This is a genomic window from Sporosarcina sp. P1 (assembly GCF_002743155.1).
GTDB classification, from domain to species: domain Bacteria; phylum Bacillota; class Bacilli; order Bacillales_A; family Planococcaceae; genus Sporosarcina; species Sporosarcina ureae_B.
This window is the reverse complement of sequence record NZ_PDYS01000034.1, coordinates 1-7,598: the sequence shown is the minus strand read 5'-3', so window position 1 is coordinate 7,598 and position 7,598 is coordinate 1. Positions and strand designations below refer to the sequence as shown.

At 43.8% G+C, this 7,598-nt stretch carries 8 protein-coding genes; 3 read left to right on the top strand and 5 right to left on the bottom strand.

Annotated features, from left to right (window positions below; all coding sequences use genetic code 11):
• Nucleotides 1–465: 465 nt before the first annotated feature.
• Nucleotides 466–1,005 carry a YwhD family protein gene (locus CSV73_RS16080; protein ID WP_085132666.1) on the bottom strand — a complete coding sequence of 180 codons (540 nt, stop codon included), beginning with the start codon at nucleotides 1,003–1,005 and terminating at the stop codon, nucleotides 466–468.
• A gap of 67 nt (nucleotides 1,006–1,072) precedes the next feature.
• Here CSV73_RS16080 and CSV73_RS16075 point away from each other — a divergent pair, with 67 nt between their 5' ends.
• Nucleotides 1,073–1,258 carry a 2-hydroxymuconate tautomerase gene (locus tag CSV73_RS16075; protein WP_085132665.1) on the top strand — a complete coding sequence of 62 codons (186 nt, stop codon included), beginning with the start codon at nucleotides 1,073–1,075 and terminating at the stop codon, nucleotides 1,256–1,258.
• 48 nt (nucleotides 1,259–1,306) lie between these two features.
• Here CSV73_RS16075 and CSV73_RS16070 read toward each other — a convergent pair whose 3' ends face one another.
• Both CSV73_RS16070 and CSV73_RS16065 read right to left on the bottom strand, forming a co-directional pair.
• Entirely contained in the window at nucleotides 1,307–1,813 is a 507-nt protein-coding gene (locus tag CSV73_RS16070; RefSeq protein WP_085132664.1) for a YwgA family protein, read from the bottom strand.
• A gap of 17 nt (nucleotides 1,814–1,830) precedes the next feature.
• Complete coding sequence (locus CSV73_RS16065; protein ID WP_085132663.1) at nucleotides 1,831–3,120, bottom strand: HD domain-containing protein; 1,290 nt, start codon at nucleotides 3,118–3,120, stop codon at nucleotides 1,831–1,833.
• Nucleotides 3,121–3,809: 689 nt separating this feature from the next.
• On the opposite strand from CSV73_RS16065, the gene CSV73_RS16055 reads away from it, so the two are divergent.
• Nucleotides 3,810–4,448, top strand: coding sequence for an RsfA family transcriptional regulator (locus CSV73_RS16055; protein ID WP_085132662.1), 639 nt, complete (start codon nucleotides 3,810–3,812; stop codon nucleotides 4,446–4,448).
• A 19-nt stretch (nucleotides 4,449–4,467) separates the two neighbouring features.
• Here CSV73_RS16055 and lipL read toward each other — a convergent pair whose 3' ends face one another.
• Nucleotides 4,468–5,304, bottom strand: coding sequence for an octanoyl-[GcvH]:protein N-octanoyltransferase (lipL, locus tag CSV73_RS16050; protein ID WP_099628074.1), 837 nt, complete (start codon nucleotides 5,302–5,304; stop codon nucleotides 4,468–4,470).
• 63 nt (nucleotides 5,305–5,367) lie between these two features.
• Nucleotides 5,368–6,342 (bottom strand): phosphate acetyltransferase, encoded by a 975-nt coding sequence (gene pta, locus CSV73_RS16045; protein ID WP_099628073.1) that lies wholly within the window; start codon nucleotides 6,340–6,342, stop codon nucleotides 5,368–5,370.
• Between the two features lie 208 nt (nucleotides 6,343–6,550).
• Here pta and hemQ point away from each other — a divergent pair, with 208 nt between their 5' ends.
• Nucleotides 6,551–7,300: a hydrogen peroxide-dependent heme synthase gene (hemQ, locus tag CSV73_RS16040; protein WP_085132659.1), complete on the top strand. Its 750-nt coding sequence runs from the start codon at nucleotides 6,551–6,553 to the stop codon at nucleotides 7,298–7,300.
• Nucleotides 7,301–7,598 lie beyond the last annotated feature (298 nt).

Genomic DNA, 7,598 nt, shown 5'->3' with positions numbered 1-7,598 from the left:
GTAGCGACAAACTATGAGCGAACACACGCCAACATAGAGCGCGTAGCGACAAACTATGAGCGAACACACGCCAACATAGAGCGCGTAGCGACAAACTATGAGCGAACACACGCCAACATAGAGCGCATAGCGACAAACTATGAGCGAACACACGCCTGCATAGAGCGCTCAGCCATAAACTATGAGCACTTGAAGTATATTTCACTCACCAAATACCCATTGAAAAAAGCCTCGTTCTCCGTATCCGCGGAGAGCAAGGCTTTTTTGACCGTTATGTAGTGATCGAATGAATCTTCACTGCTTGGGTTTGTGGTTTCATCAAACGACTGTCTATATAGCGGGTGTCCTAGATTACAGCGCAAAGCTGTATGTTTAGTTTACTTCCTTTGATGCAGACATTCAACCTCAAAGAGGACGTAATGCAAATTGTCACATTTTTGACGCATTTGACGAGAATTGTACTTTTCAATTATCCCGTTTTACGTCTAACTCAGTACGCAAACCTTCGTGTAATTCAGGTGTACTGCGTTCCCACAGTTCTGCGTTATGTGATATCAGAAAGTCCTTAAGAATTTTTTTCGAACGATCGTCCATATCGTCTACGATAATTTGACGTTTCATAGATTTGTCCATACGGTTGACGTGGTCTGCAAGTAACTTATAGCCGCGTCTCTTCTCACGGTTGACGACCATTTCACAAGCTGTGATTCCTGCGTAATACGGACCTTCCTCACGGTAATCAATTGTCACCCAAACGAGCCAGTATGGTTTACCGCCTTCAGAATCTTTGCGATCCGTTGTGAATTTAATTCCTCGTTCCGTATCACTACGGGCATGCATAGCACCCATTTCCACTTGCGCCGTACCCGCTTCTACATCGATGATCACAGGCGAGATGTTTTCTAATGATAACGAACCTATGCCGAATCCTTTGTGTCCATCTGTTGGGTCATTTTTTATTATCGTAAAGCCCAACTTTGGTTTTGAATTTTGCTCACTTGCCATGTAAATCGCCCTCCGTCTCTGTTATTATATGTACTATACCTGAATTTTCTGCTAAGGAGGAAACAAAATGCCATACGTTACTGTAAAAATGCTTGAAGGCCGCACTGATGAACAAAAACGTGCATTATGTGAAAAAGTTACGCAAGCCGTTGTAGAAACGACTGGTGCTACTACTGATAGCGTAACAGTTTTCATTGAAGAAATGCCAAAAAATCATCTTTTTAAAAATGGGAAACTTATGAGTGACCAGTAAAATCAGCAAAAGGATTCTCATCGTGAGAATCCTTTTTACTTGATCCATTTAACTGACTGAACTCACTTGCATCTCTTCGATGAAGGCAAAAGCTTGATCCATTTCCTGATCAGTAAAATTCAATTTGTTTTTCACGATACGTACTTTAGCAATTTGATCTTCTTTGTCCAGCTGATCGAAAAATAGCAATGTGGAGACCAATTCCAAAAAGCGTGATGATTTTTCATTTAATCGTTCGATACATTTTGGCAACTGTTCTTTCGGTGCTTCTGCTGTGGTAAGGAATTTCGATCCTTCATCCGTCACTTGATAGCAATATTGCTTATACGAACCCTTGTCCTCGAAACGTTCAGCCAAAAAGCCCATTTCACACAATTCTTCCACTCGCAATGTCAGTTCTTCCGAATAAGGACCATACATATGGAGCTCATATTTCTCGGCAAACGGGAAATTCATTTTCTTCAATATATAAACCATCTTCTGCATTTTCTTACGGCCATTTACTTCATTCGCCAACGATATAAACTGAACGATTTTTGCATGCTCTTGCAGCAAGTCCCGCAACCCCTCTCTTAACCTCTTAACAATTCCAAAATCTTCTCATGCAACGGGTTTCCATCTACTAACAAGTCTTCAGGATAATAAATTTTATGATCTGTTCTGCGTTTTCCTGATATCGCTTCGACCACATCGGACATTCGCGACAGTTCACGCAAATCGCCATTTTCTAGCTGTAAATAAATCGGCACACGTTCATTCTCTTCACCTGGACGATAAAAGTCATAAGGCAAGTCTGATGAAGAATCCGTCACTAAATAATAGTCAGGATCGAGTCCTGCTTCTTTAAACAATGTAATAAGTTCACCGAATTTCATATATTGCACTGCAGGATCGAACTCGGCATATTGAAACAACCGTCTATTCACGAAGCGATCGCACAAATCCGCTAAAATCGTGTCATCTTCTTCCATCCACATCTGGAAATACGTCAATAACACGCCCTCATCAAGAGCTATATACTCTTTCAATTTGAACTCTTGTGCAAAAAACGAAATGAAGTGCACGGGTTCTTGCTTAAATGCATACCCCGTTTCGAATAAATATTTCGCTCTGTGTAAAATTTTTATCAGAATCACTTCTGCACTTCGCGACACTGGGTGGAAATACACTTGCCAGTACATCTGATAGCGGCTCATGATATAGTCTTCCACCGCATGCATGCCGCTATGCTTGATGACTACTTGGTCTTCAGTCGGGCGCATGACACGCAAAATCCGTTCCATGTCGAAATGGCCGTAGGAAACGCCTGTGTAATATGCATCGCGTTGAAGATAATCCATACGGTCTGCGTCGATTTGACTGGAAATCAAGCTAACGACCAGTTTATCGGGATACGTTTTGTCGATAACATCCGCCACTTTTTGAGGGAAATCTGGCGACACACGACGCAGCACTTCATGGACTTCTGTCTGTTCCAATAAAATTTGCTGGGTGAATTGTTCGTGATCCAGATTGAATACTTTTTCAAATGCGTGGGAAAACGGCCCGTGTCCTAGATCATGCAATAGTGCAGCACAAAGTGCGACGAGCCGCTGTTCTTCGTCCCATTCTTCACGCCCACTGAAGCCATCGTCGAGAATTCGTCTGACGATTTCATAGACACCGAGCGAATGCTGGAAGCGGCTGTGTTCTGCGCCGTGGAACACTAAGTAGGTGGTGCCAAGCTGGCGAATTCTGCGCAGACGCTGGAACTCGCGTGTGTTGACGAGGTCCCATATTACGCGATCTCTTACATGTATGTAGCGATGCACGGGGTCTTTAAACACTTTTTCTTCGGGCAGTTTTTCGTTTTGGTACGCCATGTCGTCACCTCATCCTTCATTCGTTCCAGTATAACAAAAAACGACGTGACGCGACATAGTACACTATGACGGATTTTAAATAGGATTGTGTGTGGAATTTCAAATTTAAGATAGTGACTTAGTATCTACGAGGGGATGGAAGCTCCAGCTGACGGACGCTTTCCCATGGGCCTGCGGTGAGCCAACCAGTTCGCTACGCTCTCTTTTGGTTGTCTTACCTGATCAGGCTGATCCATCGGTCGCCCCCAACTTCCGCTTCCATCCTACTTATTGAGTGGTGGTACTTAGATCACTCACTGTAGCTAATATGTAAGTTATTATTTTGGCTAAACTTATTCAAGTTTAAAATAGATTACAAACCTAACTTCCATGCACAACAAAATGGAGCACCTACTCGCATTGAAGGGATTGGCGTCCCAGAGGATCAGCCCGACAGGAGAGACAACTAAGGGAGCTTGCGACTGGTTGGCTCGACGCGGGCTCTCAGGAAAAGCGTCCCCTCCGAAGCGCAAATCCCCTCCCCAACACCCTGTCAGCCTACCCCCACTCACTTTACTTAACTCCTACTCACCCAAAATAAACGCCCATTTTATTACCATCTTCATAGAATTTTGTGACTCTCTGAATAAAAGATTCGTTTCGTGGTCATAATGGCAGTAGAAAGAGAGTACAAGACAGGAGGCATGGAGATGGTGAAAGTTAGACAAGACGCTTGGTTAGAACAAGACGATGAATTATTGGCAGAGACGGTGCTACGACATGTAAGAGAAGGAAGTACACAGTTAGGTGCATTTGAGGAAGTAGGTGACGCACTGAACCGAACAGCGGCAGCTTGTGGGTTCAGATGGAATGCCGTCGTGCGAAGAGACTACGAGGGTGAACTCTCTGAAGCGAAGAAAGAGAGAAAGCAAACGTTACGTGTACTAGGTACAGATTTTAAAAGACGTAACCAACAAATGTATAACCCCGAGACAGGCGCAGATGGTCAGGAGAAAATCCAAGTTCCATTATCCGCCCTATCACTCGATACGGTCATTGCCTATTTGATTCGCATGCATCATAACGGCGGTGCGGATACGGATGCTCTGCGATGGAGACAGACAGCAAAAACAGCGACGGAACAAATGAAATCGCTAGAAGCGCAAATTGAAGATCTGAAAAAAGAGAATAGAACGTTGAAAGATGATTATGAGCAATTCGTCCAAATCATGAATCGTGCACGTCGATTAATCGCTTTGAATGAAGAAAGTGAGCACGTCGCACCGTTGTTTAAAATGGAACCGAATGGGAATTTAATCACATCAAAAGAGCCGCCAATCAATAACTGATTGGCAGCTTTTTTTCGTACTATGATAACATCTTTTGATTGCGTTCAAAGACACGTTGCAAATAAAATCCGTACAATTCCATTTCCTCGTCTGTTAACCCACCGTGACGCACATCTTCCGTCAACGAACGCAATACTATTTGCAGACGAATAACGATTTCATTGACCGTCAATTGTGTATCCAGAATTTCCGATAATGACGCCATTGTATCCGGTTGGATCACAGGATAGCTGAATTTCGTCTGCTGACCCTGTAAGCCTTTGTCATAAACTTCACGAATTAATTTTGCGCGTTCGGAACCACTGCCTTCAATGCATAAATACACTTGCACAGCGACTCCTTGACGCAGACGCCGTTGAGAAACCCCTGCGAATTTCTTGCCATCGACACTTAAATCATACGATCCCGGACAATAAGATCCGACAATTTCATAGGCTTCTATCCGTTCGCCAAGTTCAGGAAATAATAGCTGGACTAGTGATAACATCGCTTCGTAGCCTACCGGAATATCAATCGAAGACTTCTGTTCGGAAAAGATTAAGGAGATATTTAATATCCCTTCATCTAGCACGACTGCAAGGCCGCCCGAATTGCGGACGATTGAACGATAGCCGTGTCGCTCGATTCCATCCATCGCTTGTTGAATGAACGGCATCCGATGATCTTGAATTCCTAACACGATCGTCTTGTCATGTACCCATGTCCTGACAACCGGTACACTTTGTTGCTGTCCAACTAATTGGCATAACGTATCATCCATAGCGAATGATTCGAGTGCGGAACGATTACGTGCTGAAATCGATTCGTCGATGAAACGCCAAGCTGGTTGATTTAGTAAACGTTTATCTTGTGACATGTCTAGCTCTCCTATAGTGAGTGATCTGGATTATATGTAGACGGTTCACAAACTACGAGCCTGTCATGATAAGCTCTGAGCTGCCGTGATGATTGATAGTTTGTAGACATCTTCCGCAGAACAGCCGCGTGACAAGTCGTTGACAGGGCCATTCAAGCCTTGAAGGATTGGACCGATTGCTTCATAGCCACCCAGACGTTCTGTCAATTTGTAGCCGATGTTTCCAGCATCGAGTGTCGGGAAAATAAAGACGTTTGCATCGCCTTTGATGACAGATTCGGGCGCTTTTTTCGCTGCTACACTGGGTACATACGCTGCATCAAATTGAAATTCTCCATCAATCAATAGATCAGGTGCTAATTCTTTAGCAATTCTAGCCGCCTCCACTACTTTTTCCGTCTCTTCTGTCACAGCAGAACCTTTAGTAGAGAATGAAAGCATGGCAACGCGCGGATCAATGCCGAATGCTTTTGCAGTTTTCGTACTTTCCACAGCGATTTCAGCCAACTCTTTAGCGGAAGGATTCACAGTAATGGCACAGTCTGCAAAAATTAGACGCTCTCCTTCTTTCATCATAATGAAAGCGCCGCTAGTTTTTGAAATGCCAGGCTTCGTCTTGATGATTTGCAATGCCGGACGAACTGTATCCGCCGTCGAATGGGCAGCTCCGCTCACCAAACCGTCTACACGTCCTGTATAGATTAGCATAGTTCCGAAATAGTTTACATCTTTCAATTGCTCGCGCGCTTGCTCAATTGTAGCTTTTCCTGCACGCCGTTCAACGAATTTCTCCGCCAGTTCTTCAAAATAGGAAGCGTTTGCAGGATCAATCAGCTTAATTTCAGAAATATCGAAACCACTATCTTTGGCTGCTTTATTTACCGCTTCTTCATTACCTAATAAAACTGGTGTAATAATCCCCTCTTGTTGAAGATGTACAGCTGCTTCTAGTATTCTAACGTCTTCCCCTTCAGGTAATACAATCGTCTTTCCTTTACCTTCCAACGTTTTACGAATCCCTTCAAAAAGATCTGCCATATGTAATTCCCACCCTTTGTTATATTTTCCTATTCATCATACCTGAAAAGACAAATTAATACACTATGAATCCTGAAGTTTTCAGACAACTGGCTATTCGTTTTTGTAATGCATGTCGTGGGTCTTACCTTATTCCTTAACGAGCAAAGACTGTTTATGATACACTTAAAGTAGAAACTACTTTAATTTAAAAGGAGACTGAATTCAAGTGAACGAAGCAGCTATTACATTAGACGGTTGGTATGTACTTCACGATTTTCGCACGATGGACTGGGCTTCTTGGAAAATGATTTCAAAAGAAGAGCGCCAGGCAGCAGTCAATGAATTCCTAACATTTTTGGAGCGTATACAAGAAGCGGATGAGGCTAAAACAGGTAGTCACGCGTTTTATACAGTAGTTGGCCAAAAGGCAGACTTCATGCTAATGACATTACGTCCTACAATGGATGAACTTCAGCAGTTGGAAGCGGAATTCAATAAGTTAACCATTGCGGATTACACAATCCCAGCATATTCTTATGTGTCGGTAGTCGAGTTATCAAACTACCTAGCAGGTGAATCTGACGAAGATCCATATCAGAACCCATATGTACGCGGACGCTTGTATCCTGAATTACCACGTAGCCAATATGTTTGTTTCTATCCAATGGACAAGAAGCGCGAAGGCGAAGACAATTGGTACATGCTCGACATGGACAACCGCAAAAGTTTAATGCGCAGCCACGGCATGATTGGCCGCGGATATGCAGGTAAAGTGAAGCAAATCATTTCCGGATCCGTCGGCTTTGATGATTACGAGTGGGGCGTCACGTTGTTCTCTGATGACATATTGCAGTTCAAGAAGCTCGTCTATGAAATGCGTTTTGACGAAGTCAGTGCACGTTACGGCGTATTTGGCTCGTTCTTCATCGGTACGATTTTAGACGCGGACAAGCGTGCAGCATTTTTTGAAGTATAATACGTTTAGACCTAAGCCGCGAATGAAATAATTCGCGGCTTTTTTGTGCGCAGAAAGAAAATGATTAGGGCTAGTGGTTTGAGATTGAAGCGCCAGCTGGGGACGCTTCAAACGCGTCCGCCTGGAACGTAGCGCAACGTTGCATTCCCGAGACCTTGAATTCTCCATTCCAATTCACAATAGAAACACTAGTGAAGCGAAGTGGAAGGCGGCGACTCGGGGAGGATCAGCTCGACAGGTAAGACAACCAATAGGAAGCGAAGCGACCTGGTTGGCTTACCGCGAGCCCTCCCGAACG

Bases quoted from the DNA above. Each gene is read 5' to 3' on its own strand.
- CSV73_RS16065 (WP_085132663.1), bottom strand. From the start codon at position 3,120: ATGGCGTACCAAAACGAAAAACTGCCCGAAGAAAAAGTGTTTAAAGAC.
- lipL (WP_099628074.1), bottom strand. From the start codon at position 5,304: ATGTCACAAGATAAACGTTTACTAAATCAACCAGCTTGGCGTTTCATC.
- CSV73_RS16075 (WP_085132665.1), top strand. From the start codon at position 1,073: ATGCCATACGTTACTGTAAAAATGCTTGAAGGCCGCACTGATGAACAA.
- CSV73_RS16055 (WP_085132662.1), top strand. From the start codon at position 3,810: ATGGTGAAAGTTAGACAAGACGCTTGGTTAGAACAAGACGATGAATTA.
- pta (WP_099628073.1), bottom strand. From the start codon at position 6,342: ATGGCAGATCTTTTTGAAGGGATTCGTAAAACGTTGGAAGGTAAAGGA.
- CSV73_RS16080 (WP_085132666.1), bottom strand. From the start codon at position 1,005: ATGGCAAGTGAGCAAAATTCAAAACCAAAGTTGGGCTTTACGATAATA.